Raw genomic sequence first — 18848 nt, 5'->3', positions numbered from 1 at the left:
CTCGGCTAGGCTGCGTGCGCGGGCTTGTGGGCGCTTAGCTCAGCGGTAGAGCGCCTCGTTTACACCGAGGATGCCGGGGGTTCGAATCCCTCAGCGCCCATTCTGCCTTATGGCGTCCGGGTCGGGTTGACAGGCCCTGTCGGACCCCATAAACGGCCCCTCACGACGCGAGCGGGTGTAGCTCAGTTGGTTAGAGCGCCGGCCTGTCACGCCGGAGGTCGCGGGTTCGAGCCCCGTCACTCGCGCCACGCGACGATATCGAAGCGCCGCCCCTCACCGGGCGGCGTTTTCGTTTTTTCGGCCCGTTGCGAGTGGAAGATGGTGTTGCGAACCGCTCGCAACCGTTGATTAAGCTGCGTTTATTCTGCAACGCCCCGGCCGCAGCCCTATGGCGGAAGGGAACGGGGGCCTATATGTAGCGTGCGTTGCGCTGCGGCATCGCCTCAGCGCCCATGGGCGTATCCGGTGCCTCCAGGGGAGCCGGGTCCCCGGAAAGCACTGAGGGCACGATGACCCAGCCGCTGCTGGCTAACTACTTCCCGATCCTGATTTTCCTCGCGATCGCTGCGGCGATCAGCATCGCCATGGTCGGGGGGTCTGTCCTCGCGGCGCGGCAGAAGCCGGACTCGGAAAAGCTCTCGACCTACGAGTGCGGATTTGAGCCCTTCGACGACACGCGGCGCCGCTTCGACGTGCGATTCTACCTCGTGGCGATCCTGTTCATCATCTTCGACCTTGAGGTGGCCTTCCTGTTTCCCTGGGCCGTGTCGCTCGGTGGCATCGGTTGGGTGGGCTTCCTCTCGATGATGGGCTTTCTGGGCCTGCTGACAGTCGGCTTCGTGTACGAGTGGCGCAAGGGCGCGCTGGACTGGGAATGATCCGCGCGGCGACGCGCGGAGAGACGAGCCGCGCGCGAAGGTGCGGCGAGACGCGCCGGCCCATCCGGGGCCTGGCATGCAAGAACATGACGCGCGGCGACGCGCGGAGGACGATGCGATGAGCGGCGTCGGCGAGCAGACGAACATCAGCGGGGCGAACACGACCTCGATCGCCTGGAACGGCAAAGCCCTGCCGCCCGGCCCCGAGCAGGACGCCGTCCTGCGCGGCGTGACCGACGAGGTCGAGGAGAAGGGCTTCGTGGTCGCCAACCTGGACAAGGTGGTGAACTGGGCCCGCACGGGCAGCCTCTGGCCGATGACCTTCGGCCTGGCCTGCTGCGCCGTGCCGATGATCCACGCCTACATGGCGCGCTACGACCTCGACCGCTTCGGCGTGATCCCGCGGGGGTCGCCGCGGCAGTCGGACGTGATGATCGTGGCGGGCACGCTGACCAACAAGATGGCTCCCGCGCTGCGCAAGGTCTACGACCAGATGAGCGAGCCGCGCTGGGTCATCTCCATGGGGTCCTGCGCCAATGGCGGCGGGTACTACCACTGGAGCTACAGCGTGGTGCGCGGCTGCGACCGGATTGTGCCGGTCGATGTCTACGTGCCGGGCTGCCCGCCGACGGCGGAGGCGCTGGTCTACGGGATCATGCAACTCCAGAAGAAGATCCGCAGGACGGGGACGATCCTTCGTGGCTGACCTTTCCGCGCTCGGCACCGCGCTCGCCGAAACCCTGCCGGCGGGCGTGCTGCTCGAGGCCAGTATCGCCCGCGGGAACGAGCTGGCGATCCGCATCCACCGCGATCAGGTTCGGAACGTGATGACGGTGCTGCGCACCGACCCGCGCTTCGCCTTCGAGCAGTGCATGGACATCTGCGGCGTGGACTATCCGGAGCGCGAGGAGCGGTTCGAGGTGGTTTGGAACCTTCTCTCGCTCACGCATAACCACCGGATCCGCGTGCTGGCCACGACGGATGCCGAGAATGCCGTGCCGAGCGTCTCCGCCATCTGGTCGACGGCCACCTGGTTCGAGCGCGAGGCCTGGGACATGTACGGCATCGCCTTCGAGGGGCTGGAGGACATGCGCCGGATCCTCACGGATTACGGCTTCAAGGGTCATCCGCTCCGCAAGGACTTCCCGCTGACCGGCCATGTCGAGGTCCGCTACGACGCGGAGCGGCGCGAGGTGGTCTACGAGCCCGTGAAGCTCCAGCAGGATTTCCGTGATTTTGACTTCCTCTCTCCCTGGGAGGGCCTGACGACCCTTCCGGGCGACGAGAAGGTCCATCTGAACCGCATCGCGCCTTCCGAGACCTCGCTGCTCGACAAGCCGCAAGTCGAGGATGGGACCGCGGAGAAGCAGCCATGAGCCTGACGACCGCCGACTCCCTGCCGCTCGGCACGGCCGCGCCAGGGGCCACCGCCGAGACGGCGACCGAGACGCGCCGCGTCGAGGTGGACAGCCACACGATCAACTTCGGCCCGCAGCACCCGGCTGCGCACGGCGTGCTTCGCCTCATCCTCGAGATGAAGGGCGAGGTGGTGGAGCGCGCCGATCCGCATATCGGCCTGCTGCATCGCGGCACCGAGAAGCTGATCGAGTACAAGACCTATATCCAGGCGATGCCGTATTTCGATCGGCTCGACTACGTCTCGCCCATGTGCATGGAGCACGTGTTCGCGCTCGCGCAGGAGAAGCTGCTCGGGATCGAGGCGCCGGAGCGGGCGAAGTACATCCGCACGATGTTCGCCGAGATCACGCGCATCGCGAACCACCTGCTGAACATCACGACCTACGCCCTGGACTGCGGCGCCATCACGCCCTCCCTCTGGGGCTTCGAGCAGCGGGAGACGCTGCTTGAGTTCTACGAGCAGGTTTCGGGCAGCCATTACCACGCGAACTACTTCCGGCCGGGCGGCGTGGCGCGGGACCTGCCGCCGGGGCTGACGGATCGTATCCGCGCCTGGTGCAACCAGTTCCCGAAGTTCATCGACGAGCTGGCGGGGCTGCTGACGGACAACCGCATCTTCAAGCAGCGCACCGTCGATATTGGCGTGATGACGGCCGAGCAGGCGATGGACTGGGGCTTCTCCGGTCCCTGCCTGCGCGCCTCGGGCCTTGCCTGGGACCTGCGCCGGCAGCAGCCCTATGACATGTACGACCGGATGGACTTCGAGATCCCGGTCGGGCGCCACGGTGACTGCTACGACCGCTATCTCGTCCGCATGGCGGAGATGCGGGAGAGCCTGAAGATCATCCACCAGTGCCTCGACCAGATGCCGGAAGGGCCGGTGAAGGTGGATGACCGCAAGATCGTCGGGCCGCGGCGTGGCGAGATGAAGCGCTCGATGGAGGCGCTGATCCATCACTTCAAGCTCTACACCGAGGGCTATCACGTGCCGGAGGGCGCGACCTACACGGCCGTCGAGGCGCCGAAGGGCGAGTTCGGCGTGTATCTGGTGGCGAACGGGACCAACAGGCCCTATCGCTGCAAGATCCGGGCGCCGGGCTTCGCGCATCTCCAGGCGATGGAGGTGCTTTCGAAGGGCCATATGCTGGCCGACGCCGTGGCGGTGATCGGCAGCCTCGATATCGTTTTCGGGGAGATCGATCGATGACCGAAGCTGCTACCGATCACCTCGACCCCAACTGGCGGAACAGCCGCGCGGAGCCCGACAGCTTCGAGTTCGACGCGGAGAGCGAGGCGCAGATCGCCAAGATCCTCGCGCGCTATCCCGAGAGCAAGAAGGCCTCAGGTGTCATCCCGCTGCTCTATGTCGTGCAGAAGCAGATGGGCCGCCAGACCGGCAGCGCCTGGGTGCCGCGCATCGCCATGGACCGGGTGGGCGATCGGCTCGGCATGGCGCCGATCCGCGTCTACGAGGTCGCGACCTTCTACTTCATGTTCAACACGAAGCCGATCGGCCGGTTTCACCTCCAGGTCTGCGGGACGACGCCCTGCATGCTGCGGGGCTCGGATGACGTATTCCAGGCCTGCAAGGACGCGGCGAAGGTCCAGGGTTATGGCCACACGAGCGAGGACGGGCTGTTCACGATGACCGAGGTGGAATGCCTCGGTGCCTGCGTGAACGCGCCGATCCTGCAGGTGGACGACGACTACTACGAGGACCTGGACTACGACCGCACGGTTCAGCTGATCGAGGCGCTGCGCCGCGGCGAGCGCCCGGCGCCGGGCAGCACCACGGGGCGCCAGACGAGCGCGCCGGAGGGTGGGCCGCTGACGCTGCTTGATGTCCCGGGAGGGGACTGACCATGGCTCTTCAGGATAAGGACCGCATCTTCACCAACCTCTACGGCACCCAGCACTGGGGGCTGCAGGCGGCACAGAAGCGCGGCAACTGGGACCGCACGGCGGAGATCATTGCCAAGGGGCGTGACTGGATCATCGAGGAGGTGAAGCAGTCCGGTCTGCGTGGCCGGGGCGGCGCCGGCTTCCCGACGGGGCTGAAGTGGTCCTTCATGCCCAAGTCCAACCCGGATGGTCGGCCCTCCTATCTCGTCGTGAACTGCGACGAGTCCGAGCCCGGCACCTGCAAGGACCGCGACATCATCCGCCACGACCCGCACACGCTGGTCGAGGGCTGCCTCATGGCGGCGGTCGCGATGAACGCCTCGGCGGGCTACATCTACGTGCGCGGCGAGTACTACAACGAGCACCTGATCCTGCAGGCCGCGATCGAGGAAGCCTACGCGGCGGGGCTGCTCGGCAAGAACGCGGCGGGCACGGGGTACGACTTCGACCTCTACGTGCATCGCGGCGCCGGCGCCTATATCTGCGGCGAGGAGACGGCCCTCATCGAGTCGCTCGAGGGCAAGAAGGGCATGCCGCGCCTGAAGCCGCCCTTTCCGGCGGCCGTGGGACTTTATGGCTGCCCGTCCACGGTGAACAACGTCGAGACGATCGCGGTGGTGCCGGAGATCCTGCGGCGCGGGGCGACCTGGTTCGCGGGCTTCGGGCGGCCGAAGAACTCGGGCACGAAGATCTTCTGCATCCAGGGCCATGTGAACAAGCCCTGCAACGTGGAGGAGGAGATGAGCATCCCGTTGCGGGAGCTCATCGAGCGCCATGCCGGCGGCGTGCGCGGGGGCTGGGACAACCTGCTCTGCGTCATTCCCGGTGGATCCTCCACGCCGCTGCTGCCGAAGCACATCTGCGACGACGTGCTGATGGATTTCGACGCGCTGCGCGAGCACAAGTCGGGTCTCGGCACGGCGGGGGTGATCGTGATGGACAAGTCCACGGACCTGATCCGCGCCATCGCGCGCCTGTCGAAGTTCTACAAGCACGAGAGCTGCGGGCAGTGCACGCCCTGCCGCGAGGGCATGGGCTGGGTGAGCCGGGTGATGGACCGCATGGTCGAGGGCCGGGCGGAGATCGAGGAGATCTCGGTGCTGGAGGACGTGACCAAGCGGATCGAGGGGCACACGATTTGCGCCCTCGCCGATGGCGGCGTCTGGCCGGTACAGGGGCTCATCCGCCACTACCGCCCGATGATGGAAGAACGCATCGCGGCCTATAAGGCGCGAGTTGCCGCACCGGCCATGCCGATGGCGGCGGAGTAGGAAACCATGAGCGAAGTGAAGCTCATCAAGGTCACGGTGGACGGCAAGGAGGTCGAGGTGCCGCTGGGCGCCACGGCTCTCCAGGCCGCCGAGCTGGCCGGCGCGGAAATCCCGCGCTTCTGCTACCACGAGCGCCTGTCGATCGCCGGCAATTGCCGGATGTGCCTGGTGGAAGTGGAGAAGGCGCCGAAGCCGGTGGCCTCCTGCGCCTTCCCGGTGATGGACGGCATGAAGATCATCACGGACAGCCCGACCGTGCGCAACGCGCGCCGGGGCGTGATGGAGTTCCTGCTGATCAACCACCCGCTGGACTGCCCGATCTGCGACCAGGGCGGCGAGTGCGACCTGCAGGACCAGGCGATGGCCTATGGCGGCGATTCCAGCCGCTATCACGAGAACAAGCGGTCGGTGACCGACAAGTATCTCGGCCCGCTGATCAAGACGATCATGACGCGCTGCATCCAGTGCACGCGCTGCGTCCGCTTCGCGACCGAGGTGGCCGGCGTGCCTGAGCTCGGCGCGGTGGGCCGCGGCGAGGCGATGGAAATCACGACCTATGTCGAGAAGGCGCTGTCCTCCGAGCTCTCGGGCAACCTGATCGACATCTGCCCGGTGGGCGCGCTGACCAGCCGTCCCTACGCCTTCATGACGCGGCCCTGGGAGCTGACGAAGACGGACAGCATCGACGTGCTGGACGCGATGGGCACGAATATCCGCGTGGATGCGCGCGGGCCGGACGTGCTGCGCATCCTGCCGCGCGTGCATGAGGAGGTGAACGAGGAGTGGATGGCCGACCGCGGCCGCTTCTCCTTCGACGCCCTCAAGAAGCGCCGGCTGGACCGGCCCTGGATCCGGGAGGGCGGCAAGCTGCGCGCGGCGTCCTGGCCGGAGGCTTTCGGGGCGATCGCGGCCAAGTTCAAGGGATTGCCGGGCGAGCGCATTGGCGCGGTGGCCGGCGGGCTGGCCGATGCCGAGAGCATCGTGGCCCTGAAGGACCTGATGGGGGCGCTCGGCTCCTCCAACCTCGACTGCCGCGAGGACGGGGCGGCGCTGGATGGATCCAACCGCGCCTTCTACCTCTTCAATTCCGGGATCACCGGGATCGACGTGGCGGATGCGGTGATCATCATCGGCAGCAACCCGCGCCTCGAGGCGCCGGTGCTGAACTCGCGCATCCGGCGCAAGGTGATGAACAACCGGATGCCGGTCGCGGCAATCGGGCCTCGGGCGGACCTCACCTACCCCGTGCAGTATCTGGGCGACGGGCCGGCGGCCATCGCCGAGGTGCTTGGCGGCGCCTTCGGCGAGGTGCTGCGCAACGCCAAGCGGCCGATGATCCTCGTCGGGCGCGGGGCGCTCGCGCGGCTGGACGGTGCGGCGGTTCTGGCGGCGGCCTGGGGGCTGGCGCAGTCGCTCAACGCGGTGCGGGAGGACTGGAACGGCTTCAACCTGCTGCACACGCAGGGCGGGCAGGTCGCGGCGCTCGATCTCGGCTTCCTGCCGGGGCAGGGGGGCAAGGGCCTGGGCGCGATGCTCGGCGGCGGGGTAGATGCGCTCTGGCTGCTTGGCGCGGATGCCTTCGATCCCGCGCTGATCGCGCCGGGCACCTTCGTGATCTACCAGGGGCACCACGGGGACCGCATGGCGGGCCGCGCGGACGTTATTCTTCCGGGCGCGACCTACCTGGAGAAGGACGGCACCTACGTCAGCACCGAGGGGCGCGTGCAGCGTGGCCGCCGCGGTGTCTTCCCACCGGGCGAGGCGCGCGAGGACTGGCGGATCATTCGTGCAGCGAGCGAGCTGCTCGGGCATCCGCTGCCCTATGACGACCTGTTCGGGGTTCGCTCGCGACTGGTCGGGGCGAACCCGGTCTTCGAACGCGTGGACGAGCTGCCGCCGCCGGCCGTTGTTTCCGCCATCCCCGCCGGGGATGCCGGGGCGGTGGGGAGCGAGCCCTTCGTGCCCTTCATTACGAACTACTACCAGGCCGATGTCATGGGCCGGGCGAGTGACGTGATGGCGGAATGCGCGCGCACCCATGCGCCAACCCCCGCCATGGCGGCCGAGTGATGACCGACTTCCTCAACTCCCCCATTGGGGTGCTGTCGCTGACGCTGGCCCAGGCGCTGGCGTTGCTGGTGCCGCTGCTGATCTTCGTGGCCTATCTCACCTGGGCGGAGCGCAAGATCCTCGGCGCGATGCAGCTGCGGAAGGGGCCGAATGTGGTCGGCTTCTTCGGGCTGCTGCAGCCCTTCGCCGATGCCGGCAAGATGCTGATGAAGGAAACGATCGTGCCCGCGGGCGCGAGCCGGGTGCTCTTCATCATGGCGCCGATGCTCACCTTCTCGCTCGCGATGATCGCCTGGGCGGTGATCCCCGTGAACGAGGGCTGGGCGGTCGCCGACATCAATGTCGGGGTGCTCTACCTCTTCGCGATCTCCTCACTCGGGGTCTACGGCATCATTATCGCGGGCTGGGCATCGAACTCGAAATACGCCTTTCTCGGCGCGCTCCGCTCGGCGGCGCAGATGGTGTCCTACGAGGTCTCGATGGGCTTCGTGATCGTCACCGTGCTGCTCTGCGTGGGGTCGCTGAACCTGACGGACGTGGTGCTGGCGCAGAAGACGGTGTGGTTCTTCATCCCGCTCTTCCCGATGTTCGTCATCTTCTTCATCTCCACCCTGGCAGAGACGAACCGGGCGCCCTTCGACCTGCCCGAGGGTGAATCGGAGCTGGTGGCGGGGTTCTTCGTGGAATACTCCGCGATGACCTTCGCCCTCTTCTTCCTCGGTGAGTACGCGAACATGATCCTCATGTCCTCGCTCACCACGATCCTCTTCCTCGGGGGCTGGCTGCCGCCCTTCGACGTGGCGCCGCTGAACCTGGTGCCTGGGCCGGTCTGGTTCATCCTGAAGGTCTGCTTCTGTCTCTTCGTCTTCGTCTGGGTCCGCGCGACCTTCCCGCGCTACCGCTACGACCAGCTCATGCGGCTCGGCTGGAAGGTGTTCCTGCCGATCAGCCTCATCTGGCTGGTGATCACCGCGGGCGTGCTGAAGGTGGCGGGCTGGCTTCCGACATGATTTCGACACTTCGGCGCAACCTGCGCCCGCGAAAGGTCCGCTGAATGGCGACGCTCGACCGCATCGCGCGCAGCCTCCTGCTGACGGAGATTATCTCCGGCATGGGGCTGACGCTGCGTGCCTTCTTCAAGCCGAAGGCCACCATCAACTACCCCTCCGAGCGCTCTCCGCTGAGCCCGCGCTTCCGGGGGGAGCACGCATTGCGCCGCTACCCCAATGGGGAGGAGCGCTGCATTGCCTGCAAGCTCTGTGAGGCGGTCTGCCCGGCCGTCTGCATCACTATCGAGTCCGAGCCGCGCGAGGACGCTTCCCGCCGCACGACGCGCTACGACCTCGACATGACCAAGTGCATCTATTGCGGTCTCTGCGAGGAGGCCTGCCCGGTGGATGCCATCGTCCTCGGGCCGAACCTCGAATTCGCGACCGAGACCCGCGAGGAGCTGCTCTATAACAAGGAGAAGCTGCTCGATAACGGCGATCGCTGGGAGCCGGTGCTCGCGGCCCGCCTGAAGGCGGATGCCCCCTTCCGATGATCGCTGGACTCGCCTTCTACGCCTTCGCCGCGGTGCTGATCGCCAGCGCCGTGATGGTGGTCACCAGCCGGAACCCGGTGCACAGCGTGCTGTACCTGATCCTGGCCTTCTTCAACGCCGCCGCCCTCTTCCTGATCGCGGGTGCCGAGTTCCTGGCGATGATCCTGGTCATCGTTTATGTCGGCGCGGTCGCGGTGCTGTTCCTCTTTGTCGTGATGATGCTCGACATCGACTTCGTGCGGCTGAGGCAGGGCTTTCAGCGCTACGCGCCGATCGGGGCGGTGATCGGCGGCATCCTGTTCCTGGAGCTGGTCTTCGTGCTCGGCGCCTGGCAGTCGAGCGGGCAGGCGCCGGAGCTTCGGCTGAACGCCATGCCGGCGGACGTGCAGAACACGGTGGCGATCGGCCGGGTGCTCTATACGGACTACGTGTTCCTCTTCCAGGGCGCGGGGTTGGTGCTGCTGGTCTCCATGATCGGGGCCATCGTCCTCACGCATCGCGACCGCGTGCAGAGCAAGCGGCAGAACATCGAGGCGCAGGTGACGCGGCGCACGCAGCTCGACATGGCGAAGGTGCCGGTCGGGGCTTCCATCGGGTCGCTGGGCATCCTTCGCCCGCCGGTGCCGGAGGAGAAGCCGAAGGTCATCGCGCATGACGACGATCACGGCCACGGCCACGGGGGGCACCACTGATGCTCGATATTGGCCTCGGCCACTACCTCACGGTCGGCGCGATCCTCTTCGTGCTCGGTATCTTCGGCATCTTCCTCAACCGGAAGAACATCATCGTCATCCTGATGTCGGTGGAGCTGATCCTTCTCTCGGTGAACCTCAACCTGGTGGCCTTCTCCTCCCAGTTGGGTGACCTGACGGGGCAGATCTTCGCCATGTTCATCCTGACCGTCGCGGCCGCCGAGGCGGCGATCGGGCTGGCGGTCCTCGTCATCTATTTCCGCAACACCGGCAGCATCGAGGTGGAAGACGTTTCCACCCTGAAGGGTTAGGGCGCCATGTTCGTCGGTGCCGTCTTCTTTCCCCTGCTGGGCGCGACGCTCGCGGGCTTCTTCGGCCGCTGGCTGGGCGATCGCCTTTCCATGTGGGTTTCGGTCGGCTGCATGGTGCTGGCCGCCATCTGCGGCGTCTCGGCCTTCGTCGAGGTGGGGCTGCACTCGGCGCCCCGTACCATCACGATTTCCGAATGGATCAACGTGGGCGGGCTGAGCGTGGACTGGGCGCTTCGCTACGACACGCTCAGCGCCATGATGGTGGGGATGGTGACCTTCATCTCCACCTTCATCCATCTCTACAGCGTCGGGTACATGTCGCATGACGCGACGCCGCCGCGCTTCTTCGCCTATCTCGGCCTCTTCACCTTCGCCATGCTGATGCTGGTGACAGCGGACAACCTCGTGCAGCTCTTCTTCGGCTGGGAGGGCGTCGGCCTCGCGAGCTACCTGCTGATCGGCTACTGGTACGACCGCGAGAGCGCGAACCGGGCCGCGATGAAGGCCTTCATCGTGAACCGCGTCGGCGATCTCTTCTTCATGCTCGGCATGGCGCTGACCTTCTGGACCTTCGGGGCCCTGAACTTCGGCGACATCTTCGGCCGGGTGGAGGAGATGCGCTCGGCCACTTTCGCGGGGATGCCGGCGCTCGAGGTGATCTCGGTGCTGCTGTTCCTCGGCGCCTGCGGCAAGTCCGCGCAGCTCGGCCTGCACACCTGGCTGCCGGACGCGATGGAGGGCCCGACGCCGGTTTCCGCCCTCATCCACGCGGCGACGATGGTGACAGCCGGCGTGTTCCTGCTGGCGCGCATGTCGCCGATCTTCGAGCACGCGCCGAACGCGCTGACGCTGGTGACGATCGTCGGCGCCTCCACCGCCTTCTTCGCGGCGACGATCGGCTGCGTGCAGAACGACATCAAGCGGATCATCGCCTACTCGACCTGCTCGCAGCTCGGCTACATGTTCTTCGCGATCGGGGTCGGCGCCTACCAGGTGGCGGTTTTCCACCTTTTCACCCACGCCTTCTTCAAGGCGCTGCTGTTCCTATCCGCCGGCTCCGTCATCCACGCGATGTCGGACGAGCAGGATATCCGCAAGATGGGCGGCATCTGGACGAAGATCCCGGTCACCTATGCCGTTATGTGGATCGGCAGCCTCGCCCTGGCCGGCATCCCCTTCTTCGCGGGCTACTATTCAAAGGACGCGATCCTGGAGAGCGCCTTCGCGGCCCATACCGGCGCCGGCATGTATGCCTTCGCCATGGGGCTGATCGCGGCCTTCCTGACTGCCTTCTACTCCTGGCGCCTGCTGATCCTGACCTTCCACGGCCGCCCGCGCGCGGATCACCACACCATGGAGCACGTGCATGAGAGCCCCGCGGTGATGCTGATCCCGCTACTGGTGCTGGCCCTGGGCGCGCTCTTCACCGGTGCGGCCTTTTCGGACCTCTTCATTGGCCACCACGAGCGCGAGTTCTGGAACGGCGCCATTTTCAACGGCGAGCACAACCACATCATGCACGCGATGCACGAGGTTCCCGGCTGGGTGCCGCTGGCGCCGACAGTGATCGCCATCGCCGGAATCGCGCTCGCCTACCTCTTCTACATGTTCGCGCCAGGGCTGCCGGTGCGGCTGGCCGAGACCTTCCCGGCTGTCCATCGCTTCCTGCTGAACAAGTGGTATTTCGACGAACTGTACGACGCGATCTTTGTCCGGCCCTTCCGGCGGCTGGCGGCGGTCCTCTGGCGGACCGGCGACGCGAAGATCATCGACGGGGTGCCGAACGGCGTCGCCGCCGTCACGGTCGACGCCGCGCGCGGCGTGGCCCGTTTCCAGACCGGGCGCGTGGCCAACTACGCCTTCACCATGATCGCTGGCCTCGTCGTCTTCGTTTCCGTCATTTTCCTGGGCTTCACCCGATGAACGCGGCCGGCTTCCCGCTGCTCTCCCTCCTCACCTTCCTGCCGCTGGCGGGGGTGGTGGCGATCCTGGCCATCCGCGGGGACGAGGCGACCGTCGCCTCGAATGCCCGCTGGACGGCGCTGTGGACGAGCCTGATCGTCTTCGGCCTCTCCCTCATCCTCTGGGCGCGCTTCGACGCCCGGGTGCCCGATGCGCAGTTCGTCGAGCAGGTGAGCTGGCTGCCCGAGTTCGGCGTCAACTATCACATGGGCGTGGACGGCATCTCGATGCTCTTCGTCCTGCTCTCCACGCTGCTGACGCCGATCTGCATCCTCGCCTCCTGGGAGTCGGTGCAGAACCGGGTGCGGGAGTACATGATCGCCTTCCTCGTCCTCGAGACGATGATGGTCGGCATGTTCTGCGCGCTCGACCTCATCATCTTCTACGTCTTCTTCGAGGGCGTTCTGATCCCGATGTTCCTCATCATCGGTGTCTGGGGCGGGCAGCGGCGGGTCTACGCGGCCTTCAAGTTCTTCCTCTACACGCTGCTCGGCTCGGTGCTGATGCTGCTCGCGATCCTCGCGCTGTGGTATCACGCGGGCACGACGGACATCGCGGGGCTGATGCAGCACCCCGTGCCGGTGAGCTGGCAGTACTGGATGTTCCTCGCCTTTTTCGCCTCCTTCGCGGTGAAGGTGCCGATGTGGCCGGTGCATACCTGGCTGCCGGACGCCCACGTCGAGGCTCCGACGGCGGGTTCGGTGATCCTGGCGGGCGTGCTGCTGAAGATGGGCGGCTACGGCTTCCTGCGCTTCTCCATCCCGCTCTTCCCCGATGCCTCCGCTTATTTCGCGCCGATGATGTTCGCGCTCAGCGTGGTCGCGGTGATCTACACGAGCTGCGTGGCCTTCGCGCAGGACGACATGAAGAAGCTGATCGCCTATTCCTCGGTCGCCCATATGGGGATCGTGACGATCGGGCTGTTCACCTTCAACCAGCAGGGCATCTCGGGCGCCATCTTCCAGATGCTGTCGCACGGCGTGGTCTCCGGCGCGCTCTTCCTCTGCGTCGGCGTGCTGTACGACCGCGTCCACTCGCGGGAGATCGCGCGCTACGGCGGGGTGGCGAAGATCATGCCGGCCTACGCGCTCGTCTTCATGCTCTTCACCATGGCGAGCGTGGCGCTTCCGGGCACGGCGGGCTTTCCGGGCGAGTTCCTCGTGATCACGGGTGCCTGGAAGTCCAATGGCTGGGTGGCGCTTGGCGCGGCGATGGGGATGATCCTCGGCGCGGCGTATATGCTCTGGCTCTACCGCCGGGTGATCTTCTCCAAGGTGACGAAGGCCGAGGTGAAGGCGCTGCTCGACCTTTCCCCGCGGGAACTGGCGATCTTCGCGCCGCTGATCCTGCTCACTCTCTGGATGGGGCTCTATCCCTCCTCCTTCACCCATGTCTGGGAGGCCTCGGTCGCCGCGCTCGTCGAGCGGCATGAGGCGGCCCTTGCGATCCCCCGGCTGGCGGGGCTGTGAGACGATGAACTGGACCCTCGCCCTTCCCGAGACCGTGCTCTCGGTCGCCGGTCTCGGGCTGCTGCTCGCCGGTGTGATCCCGAAGCGGGATACGACCTTCCCGATCACCATGGGCACGCTCGGCGCGCTGCTCGTGGCGGCAGTGCTTGTGCTGGGCGCGCCGGACGGACAGGCCTTCCATGGCCAGTTCATCTCCGACGCCTTCGCGCGCTTTGCCAAGATCCTCATTCTGCTCGGCGCGGCGACGGGGCTGCTGCTCGCGCTTGACTGGAACGAGAAGCAGGGGATCGCGCGCTTCGAGTTCCCGATCCTCGTGCTGTTCAGCACGGTGGGGATGATGGCCATGGTCTCGGCCTCAGATCTCATCACCCTCTACATGGGGCTCGAGCTGCTCTCGCTCTCGCTCTACGTCATCGCGGCCTTCGACCGTGACAACGCGCGCTCTGCCGAAGCGGGGCTGAAGTATTTCGTGCTCGGCGCGCTGGCTTCCGGCCTCTATCTCTACGGCGCGAGCCTCACCTACGGCTTCGCGGGCACCACCAACTTCTCGGCCATCGCGACGGCGGTGTCGGGGGAGGGGGGTGTCTCCCTCGGCGTGCTGGTCGGCATGACCTTCGTCGTCGCGGCGCTCGCCTTCAAGATCTCCGCCGTGCCCTTCCACATGTGGACGCCGGATGTCTACGAGGGGGCGCCGACGCCGGTGACGGCCTTCTTCGCCTCCGCACCGAAGGTGGCGGCGGTCGCGCTGCTGGTGCGGGTACTGGCCGATCCTTTCGCCGATCTCGCGGAGCAGTGGCAGGGCGTGATCTGGCTGGCCTCGCTCGGCTCGATGCTGCTCGGCTCGCTCGCGGCGATCCGCCAGTCCAACATCAAGCGGCTGATGGCTTATTCCTCCATCGGCCATGTCGGCTACGCGCTGATGGGTCTGGCGGTCGCGACCGATGTCGGGCTGCGCGGTGTCATGCTCTACATGGCAATCTACATCATCATGAACGCGGGCGTTTTCGCCGTGCTCGTGGCGATGCGGCGCCAGGGGCGTTCGCTGGAGCGGATCGAGGATCTCGCGGGCCTCGGCCGCACCGATCCCGCGATGGCACTGGCCATGGCGATCTTCATGTTCTCGATGGCCGGCATCCCGCCGCTCGCGGGCTTCTTCTCGAAGCTCTACGTCTTCCTTGCCGCCGTGCAGGAGGGGTACTGGGTTCTGGCGACGGTGGGCGTACTGACGAGCGTGGTCGGCGCCTACTACTACCTCCGCATCATCAAGATCATGTATTTCGACACCGCCGAGGCGGCGCTCGACCGCCGCTCCTCCGCCGTCTCCTTCGTTCTCGCGGGGGCCGGTTTGTTCAACGTACTGTTCTTCCTCTTCCCGGCGCCGCTGGTTGCGGCGGCGGCGGCGGCTGTGGCGGCGCTGGCGGGGTGAGCGACCTGCCGGCGGGCTGGCGGATGCTGGTTCACGACCAGCTCCCCAGCACCGCCGATCTTCTCCGCCAGGAGGCGGAGAGTGGGGCGCCGGAGCGCCTTGCCATCCTCGCCCGCCGGCAGACGGCCGGGCGGGGCACGCGCGGGCGGGCCTGGGAATCGCCGCCGGGCAATCTCTATCTTTCCGTTCTTCTCCGGCCTGCCGTCCCGGTGCGGGAAGTGCCGCAATGGGGGCTGCTGGCGGCCGTCGCGCTGCACGCGGCCCTTGCGCCACTCGCAGCGGGCCTTTCGCTGAAATGGCCGAACGACCTGCTTCTCGGCGGAGCGAAATGCGCGGGCATCTTGTCGGAGGCCGCGCTGCGTCCGGATGGCCGGCTGGACTGGCTCGCCTTCGGCATCGGCGTGAACCTCGCCTTCGCGCCCGAGGTGCCCGGGCGGCGGACCGCCGCCCTGCCGGCCCCCGCCCTGCCGCCTGAAGAGGCGGCGGCGCGGCTCATGGGCTCGCTCGACGACTGGCGAACGGTGATGGAGGGACGGGGGTTCGCCGCGATTCGCCAAGCCTGGCTCGACCGCGGCCCGGCGCCGGGCACACCGGTCGGCGTGACGGGCCCGTCCGGCCCGCTCCTCGGCAGCTTCGAGGGGCTGGACGGGACCGGTGCATTGCTTATCCGCACCGCAGGCGGCATGGAAACGGTCACGGCCGGGGACGTCCACCCCTGAGGAGCCGAGAGGAACCCCAGCGATGCTCCTGGCGATCGATGCCGGCAACACGAACGTCGTCTTTGCCGTCCATGATGGCGAGGAATGGCGCGGCCGCTGGCGGATCGCGACGCGGGCGGACCGGACGAGCGACGAGTACGCGGTGTGGTTGCTCGCCCTGCTGTCGCATACGGGACTGAAGCCCTCCGACATCACGCAGTGCGCGCTCGGCACCGTTGTTCCAGCCGCCCTCTACAGCCTTCGCCGCCTCGTGCGGGACTGGTTCGGCTGCGAACCCCTGGTCGCCCGCGGGGACAGCGTCAACTGGGGCTTCGAGATCCTGATGGACCGACCGAAGGAGGTTGGGGCCGACCGCTTGCTCAATGCGCTGGCTGCACACCATCACTACCGCGGTCCGCTGATCGTGATCGATTTCGGCACCGCCACGACTTTCGATGTGGTGGGGGAGGGGGGGGCCTATGTCGGCGGCGTCATCGCGCCTGGCATCAATCTCTCGATCGAGGCGCTGCACCGCGCCGCCGCCCGCTTGCCGCGCATCGGCATCGGCCGGCCGCAGGCGGTGATCGGGCGTGACACCGTGCCGGCCATGCAGTCCGGCGTCTTCTGGGGCTATGTCGGCCTCGTCGAAGGGTTGGTCTCGCGCATCCGTGCAGAGCACGGGGGTCCCCTGAAGGTGATCGCGACCGGCGGCCTCGCCCCCTTGTTCGCCGAGGGTACGACGGTCATTCAACATACCGACCCTGATATCACGCTGGAGGGGCTGCGCCTGTTGGCGGCCCGCAACCCGCCCCCCATCTTCCATAAGACAACGCTTCCAGAATCTCTCAAGAACGAGAACGAATGACCTTCGAGACAACGGACGACCTTGCCTTCCTCCCCCTGGGGGGGACGGGCGAGATCGGCATGAACCTTAACGTCTATCGCCTGGACGGAACCCTCCTGGCGGTGGATTGCGGAATCGGGTTCGGGGGAAGCGAATTTCCGGAAGCGGAGATCCTGGTCCCGGATCCGGCCTGGCTGGTGGAGCGGCGGGACCGGCTGGTCGGGCTGGTCATCACCCACGCACACGAGGACCATCTGGGGGCCGTCGCTTCGCTTTGGCCGCTTCTGCGCTGCCCGCTCTATGCCAGCCCCTTCGCGGCGGCGGTGCTGCGGCGCAAGCTGGGTGAGGCGGGGATCCTCGGCGAGGTGAAGCTGCACACGGTGCCGCTGGCCTCCCGCCTGCTGGTCGGCCCCTTCGACCTCCAGTTCCTCCGCGTGGCGCACTCCGTGCCCGAGGCGCAGGCGCTGGCGATCCGGACGCCCTACGGCACGGTCCTCCATACAGGCGACTGGAAGCTGGATGCCGACCCGCTGATCGGGCCGCCCACCGACGAGGCCGGCTTCGCAGCCCTTGGCCGGGAAGGGGTGCTCGCCATGGTCTGCGACAGCACCAATGCGCTGGTGGACGGCTTCTCCGGTAGCGAGGCCGGCGTGCGCGTGGCGCTGACGGAGCTGATTGCCGAGCTGAAGGGCCGGGTGGCCGTCGCCTGCTTCGCGACCAATGTGGCGCGGGTGGAATCCATCACCCGCGCGGCCATGGCGGCCGGCCGGCGGGTCGCGCTCTTCGGCCGCTCGCTCCGCAACGCCGACGCCGCGGCGCGGGAGACCGGCTACTTCAAGGACATCCCGCCCTTCCTCGACGAGGAGGAGGCCGGATACCTGCCGGACGACGAGCTGCTGATCATCTGCACCGGTAGCCAGGGCGAGCCGCGCTCCGCGCTGGCCAAGATCGCGGCCGACACGCATCCCCAGATCTCGCTCGGCGAGGGGGACACGGTGATCTTCTCCTCCCGCATGATCCCGGGGAACGAGAAGGCGATCATGGCGGTGGAGTCCGCCCTGTTCCGCGCCGGCTGCCGCGTCATCACGCCGGATTCCGAGCACCCCGTGCACGTTTCCGGCCACCCCGCGAAGGAGGAGTTGCGGCGGCTCTACGACCTGGTGAAGCCGCGCCACGCCGTGCCCGTGCACGGGGAGTGGCGCCACCTGCAGCAGCATGCGGCCCTGGCCCGTGACTTCGGTGCCATCCCGCACCTGATCGAGGACGGCGACATGCTCCGCCTCGGTCCGGATCCGGTCGAGGTCTGCGAAACCGTGCAGAGCGGCAAGCTGGCGGTGGATGGGGCGCGTCTGCTGCCGTTGGAGGGCAACGTGCTCGGCGCGCGCCGGCGGATGCTGTTCAACGGTGTGGTCGTCGGCTCGCTGGCCGTGGACGAGGCGGGGCGAGTTCGCGGGCAGCCGCAGATCTCCGCCCCTGGCCTCTTCGACCAGGGGGAGGAGGCGACCAACCAGATCGCCACCGACCTCGCGCGGCTGGTGAACGACATGCCGGCGGGGCTGCGCCGCGAGGACACGGCCCTGCGCGAGGCCGCCCGCACGGCGCTGCGCAAGGCGATCGGCCGCCGGGTGCGCAAACGCCCGTTGGTGGAGCTGCACTTGCTCCGGGTCTAGCGCCGGCTCAGCGCAGGTTGAACTGGAGCGTCACCCCGGGGGCGGGGGGCGCGTAGGCGAGCGGCGGGGCATAGGCGCGCTGGCGGCGCCAGCGTTCCTCCCGCCAGGCTTCGCGCCGCTCGGCTTCGCGGCGCCAGGCCTCGCGGCGCCAGCGTTCCTCGCGGCGTGCCTCGTGGCGCTCCCAGCCGCGCCGGTCTTCCCAGCCGCGCTCCCAGGGCGGGCGGGCCTCGGCGGCCTGGGGCAGCAGCGGCAGCGCCGAGAGGGCGAGGCCCGCGAGGATGATGATGCGTCGCATGGCGGTCTCCTTTCGGGTTGGTTATTTCCCCAACGCACGACCGGGCCGCGGGATTACGGCACCGGAATGGCAAGGAAGCGGGCATGGGCTGGGTGACGGGTACCGTCGTGTACTTCCTCGTGTGGTGGACGGTGCTCTTCGCCGTGCTGCCGCTCGGAGTGAACCCGGATCCGGAGGCCGAGGCGGCCGGCGGTTGGCGCGGCGCGCCCCGCCAGGTGCGGGTGCTGAGAATCGTGCTGATCACCACCCTCGTCGCGATCCTCGTCTGGCTCTTCATCGACTGGCTTGTGCGGGCAGACTGGCTTTCCTTTCGCGAGGGCTGGCTGGCCAAGCCCAACGATTAGGCATTTGCCTGCGATCACGGCGATTTAGCCATCAGATTAATCAGTCGGCCGAGT

At 67.4% G+C, this 18848-nt stretch carries 19 protein-coding genes and 2 tRNA genes; 20 read left to right on the top strand and 1 reads right to left on the bottom strand.

Annotated elements, in window-relative coordinates:
• The first annotated feature begins 28 nt into the window (after positions 1-28).
• From BO39_RS06665 to BO39_RS06575, 19 genes are all read left to right on the top strand, one after another.
• Positions 29-100: transfer RNA gene (locus BO39_RS06665), tRNA-Val, on the top strand.
• A gap of 71 nt (positions 101-171) precedes the next feature.
• Positions 172-248, top strand: a tRNA-Asp gene (locus BO39_RS06660).
• A 261-nt stretch (positions 249-509) separates the two neighbouring features.
• On the top strand, positions 510-878 hold the full coding sequence (locus BO39_RS06655) for an NADH-quinone oxidoreductase subunit A (RefSeq protein WP_043831262.1): 369 nt from the start codon (positions 510-512) through the stop codon (positions 876-878).
• Between the two features lie 118 nt (positions 879-996).
• Positions 997-1584, top strand: a complete 588-nt coding sequence (locus BO39_RS06650) for a NuoB/complex I 20 kDa subunit family protein (protein WP_052401690.1) — start codon at positions 997-999, stop codon at positions 1582-1584.
• Positions 1577-2254 carry an NADH-quinone oxidoreductase subunit C gene (locus BO39_RS06645; protein WP_052401688.1) on the top strand — a complete coding sequence of 226 codons (678 nt, stop codon included), beginning with the start codon at positions 1577-1579 and terminating at the stop codon, positions 2252-2254. Before BO39_RS06650 ends, BO39_RS06645 begins: the two co-directional genes overlap by 8 nt.
• A complete protein-coding gene (locus tag BO39_RS06640) occupies positions 2251-3504 on the top strand; it encodes an NADH-quinone oxidoreductase subunit D (protein ID WP_043831260.1) in 1254 nt (417 codons plus the stop codon). Before BO39_RS06645 ends, BO39_RS06640 begins: the two co-directional genes overlap by 4 nt.
• Complete coding sequence (locus BO39_RS06635; RefSeq protein ID WP_043831258.1) at positions 3501-4157, top strand: complex I 24 kDa subunit family protein; 657 nt, start codon at positions 3501-3503, stop codon at positions 4155-4157. Before BO39_RS06640 ends, BO39_RS06635 begins: the two co-directional genes overlap by 4 nt.
• A 2-nt stretch (positions 4158-4159) precedes the next feature.
• Entirely contained in the window at positions 4160-5470 is a 1311-nt protein-coding gene (nuoF, locus tag BO39_RS06630; protein WP_043831256.1) for an NADH-quinone oxidoreductase subunit NuoF, read from the top strand.
• Between the two features lie 6 nt (positions 5471-5476).
• Positions 5477-7540 carry an NADH-quinone oxidoreductase subunit NuoG gene (nuoG, locus tag BO39_RS06625; protein ID WP_043831254.1) on the top strand — a complete coding sequence of 688 codons (2064 nt, stop codon included), beginning with the start codon at positions 5477-5479 and terminating at the stop codon, positions 7538-7540.
• Complete coding sequence (gene nuoH, locus BO39_RS06620; protein WP_043831495.1) at positions 7540-8550, top strand: NADH-quinone oxidoreductase subunit NuoH; 1011 nt, start codon at positions 7540-7542, stop codon at positions 8548-8550. Before nuoG ends, nuoH begins: the two co-directional genes overlap by 1 nt.
• Before the next feature lie 44 nt (positions 8551-8594).
• On the top strand, positions 8595-9083 hold the full coding sequence (gene nuoI, locus BO39_RS06615) for an NADH-quinone oxidoreductase subunit NuoI (protein WP_043831252.1): 489 nt from the start codon (positions 8595-8597) through the stop codon (positions 9081-9083).
• On the top strand, positions 9080-9775 hold the full coding sequence (locus BO39_RS06610) for an NADH-quinone oxidoreductase subunit J (protein WP_043831250.1): 696 nt from the start codon (positions 9080-9082) through the stop codon (positions 9773-9775). Before nuoI ends, BO39_RS06610 begins: the two co-directional genes overlap by 4 nt.
• Positions 9775-10086, top strand: a complete 312-nt coding sequence (gene nuoK, locus BO39_RS06605) for an NADH-quinone oxidoreductase subunit NuoK (protein ID WP_043831248.1) — start codon at positions 9775-9777, stop codon at positions 10084-10086. Before BO39_RS06610 ends, nuoK begins: the two co-directional genes overlap by 1 nt.
• Before the next feature lie 6 nt (positions 10087-10092).
• Positions 10093-12009, top strand: coding sequence for an NADH-quinone oxidoreductase subunit L (gene nuoL / locus BO39_RS06600; RefSeq protein ID WP_043831246.1), 1917 nt, complete (start codon positions 10093-10095; stop codon positions 12007-12009).
• Positions 12006-13517: an NADH-quinone oxidoreductase subunit M gene (locus BO39_RS06595; protein WP_043831244.1), complete on the top strand. Its 1512-nt coding sequence runs from the start codon at positions 12006-12008 to the stop codon at positions 13515-13517. The genes nuoL and BO39_RS06595 overlap by 4 nt, the downstream gene beginning before the upstream one ends.
• Positions 13518-13521: 4 nt before the next feature.
• Entirely contained in the window at positions 13522-14943 is a 1422-nt protein-coding gene (gene nuoN, locus BO39_RS06590) for an NADH-quinone oxidoreductase subunit NuoN (RefSeq protein WP_043831494.1), read from the top strand.
• Positions 14940-15662, top strand: coding sequence for a biotin--[acetyl-CoA-carboxylase] ligase (locus tag BO39_RS06585; RefSeq protein WP_043831242.1), 723 nt, complete (start codon positions 14940-14942; stop codon positions 15660-15662). The genes nuoN and BO39_RS06585 overlap by 4 nt, the downstream gene beginning before the upstream one ends.
• Positions 15663-15684: 22 nt before the next feature.
• Positions 15685-16506, top strand: coding sequence for a type III pantothenate kinase (locus BO39_RS06580; RefSeq protein WP_043831240.1), 822 nt, complete (start codon positions 15685-15687; stop codon positions 16504-16506).
• Positions 16503-18155, top strand: coding sequence for a ribonuclease J (locus BO39_RS06575; protein ID WP_043831238.1), 1653 nt, complete (start codon positions 16503-16505; stop codon positions 18153-18155). The genes BO39_RS06580 and BO39_RS06575 overlap by 4 nt, the downstream gene beginning before the upstream one ends.
• A gap of 7 nt (positions 18156-18162) precedes the next feature.
• On the opposite strand, the gene BO39_RS06570 is transcribed toward BO39_RS06575, so the two are convergent.
• Positions 18163-18450, bottom strand: a complete 288-nt coding sequence (locus BO39_RS06570) for a hypothetical protein (protein WP_043831236.1) — start codon at positions 18448-18450, stop codon at positions 18163-18165.
• Between the two features lie 83 nt (positions 18451-18533).
• Here BO39_RS06570 and BO39_RS06565 point away from each other — a divergent pair, with 83 nt between their 5' ends.
• A complete protein-coding gene (locus BO39_RS06565; RefSeq protein WP_043831234.1) occupies positions 18534-18794 on the top strand; it encodes a DUF1467 family protein in 261 nt (86 codons plus the stop codon).
• Positions 18795-18848 lie beyond the last annotated feature (54 nt).

The sequence above is a fragment of the Roseomonas aerilata DSM 19363 genome, from assembly GCF_000711725.1.
Lineage (GTDB): Bacteria > Pseudomonadota > Alphaproteobacteria > Acetobacterales > Acetobacteraceae > Roseomonas > Roseomonas aerilata.
Note: the sequence above shows the minus strand (reverse complement) of the source record. Positions and strands in the feature narration are given on the sequence as shown.

Bases quoted from the DNA above. Each gene is read 5' to 3' on its own strand.
- BO39_RS06655 (WP_043831262.1), top strand. From the start codon at position 510: ATGACCCAGCCGCTGCTGGCTAACTACTTCCCGATCCTGATTTTCCTC.
- BO39_RS06650 (WP_052401690.1), top strand. From the start codon at position 997: ATGAGCGGCGTCGGCGAGCAGACGAACATCAGCGGGGCGAACACGACC.
- BO39_RS06640 (WP_043831260.1), top strand. From the start codon at position 2,251: ATGAGCCTGACGACCGCCGACTCCCTGCCGCTCGGCACGGCCGCGCCA.
- BO39_RS06635 (WP_043831258.1), top strand. From the start codon at position 3,501: ATGACCGAAGCTGCTACCGATCACCTCGACCCCAACTGGCGGAACAGC.
- nuoF (WP_043831256.1), top strand. From the start codon at position 4,160: ATGGCTCTTCAGGATAAGGACCGCATCTTCACCAACCTCTACGGCACC.
- nuoG (WP_043831254.1), top strand. From the start codon at position 5,477: ATGAGCGAAGTGAAGCTCATCAAGGTCACGGTGGACGGCAAGGAGGTC.
- nuoH (WP_043831495.1), top strand. From the start codon at position 7,540: ATGACCGACTTCCTCAACTCCCCCATTGGGGTGCTGTCGCTGACGCTG.
- nuoI (WP_043831252.1), top strand. From the start codon at position 8,595: ATGGCGACGCTCGACCGCATCGCGCGCAGCCTCCTGCTGACGGAGATT.
- BO39_RS06610 (WP_043831250.1), top strand. From the start codon at position 9,080: ATGATCGCTGGACTCGCCTTCTACGCCTTCGCCGCGGTGCTGATCGCC.
- nuoK (WP_043831248.1), top strand. From the start codon at position 9,775: ATGCTCGATATTGGCCTCGGCCACTACCTCACGGTCGGCGCGATCCTC.
- nuoL (WP_043831246.1), top strand. From the start codon at position 10,093: ATGTTCGTCGGTGCCGTCTTCTTTCCCCTGCTGGGCGCGACGCTCGCG.
- BO39_RS06595 (WP_043831244.1), top strand. From the start codon at position 12,006: ATGAACGCGGCCGGCTTCCCGCTGCTCTCCCTCCTCACCTTCCTGCCG.
- nuoN (WP_043831494.1), top strand. From the start codon at position 13,522: ATGAACTGGACCCTCGCCCTTCCCGAGACCGTGCTCTCGGTCGCCGGT.
- BO39_RS06580 (WP_043831240.1), top strand. From the start codon at position 15,685: ATGCTCCTGGCGATCGATGCCGGCAACACGAACGTCGTCTTTGCCGTC.
- BO39_RS06575 (WP_043831238.1), top strand. From the start codon at position 16,503: ATGACCTTCGAGACAACGGACGACCTTGCCTTCCTCCCCCTGGGGGGG.
- BO39_RS06570 (WP_043831236.1), bottom strand. From the start codon at position 18,450: ATGCGACGCATCATCATCCTCGCGGGCCTCGCCCTCTCGGCGCTGCCG.
- BO39_RS06565 (WP_043831234.1), top strand. From the start codon at position 18,534: ATGGGCTGGGTGACGGGTACCGTCGTGTACTTCCTCGTGTGGTGGACG.